1 protein-coding gene is annotated in these 500 nt (G+C 50.8%); it reads left to right on the plus strand.

Annotated features, from left to right (window positions below; all coding sequences use genetic code 11):
* Window positions 1-126: 126 nt before the first annotated feature.
* Window positions 127-500: hypothetical protein (locus CXQ90_RS22750; protein ID WP_219816763.1), on the plus strand; the 374-nt coding region annotated here is incomplete at its 3' end.

Here is a 500-nt window from a genome sequence, read left to right on the forward strand (position 1 = left end):
AGTATTACGGACCTAACGGGGTTGATTATGGACCGATGGATGGTCTCCAATCGCCTATAGCGCAACTGATTGAAGCATCATATGACGGTACATCTTGGCGTGCTGTGCGAGTCGAAAACATTTGAAATGAACTCACTATCTAGCATGCTCAGACGTGCATGTATTGCGGTGCTTTGTTTCGTTTTTCTCATTTGTTGGAGCTCTCCAACCTTGGCTGAATCCGGCAAGGGAAACATGGGAAAAGGAGGAGTTACAGGTACCTGGACCAAGCATGAGGATAGTGGTGTTTGGACGTCGGCAGAGGTCGGGCTTGCTGCGGACATAAATGGGTACTATTTTGAGCTGGAATGTTTTGCCGGGGACGTTGGATATATCGACTGCCTCCCGGGTCTGGAGGGCAAATGTACTCTCGGTCCAGATGGGCGCTCGGTTTGGTGGTATTCAGGACTTCTTGGAACGCCAATGACCGATTGGCAACGTCTGGATGGCGGGCCATGGTG

This window comes from Arthrobacter sp. ZGTC131 (genome assembly GCF_002929275.1).
GTDB lineage: Bacteria > Actinomycetota > Actinomycetes > Actinomycetales > Micrococcaceae > Arthrobacter.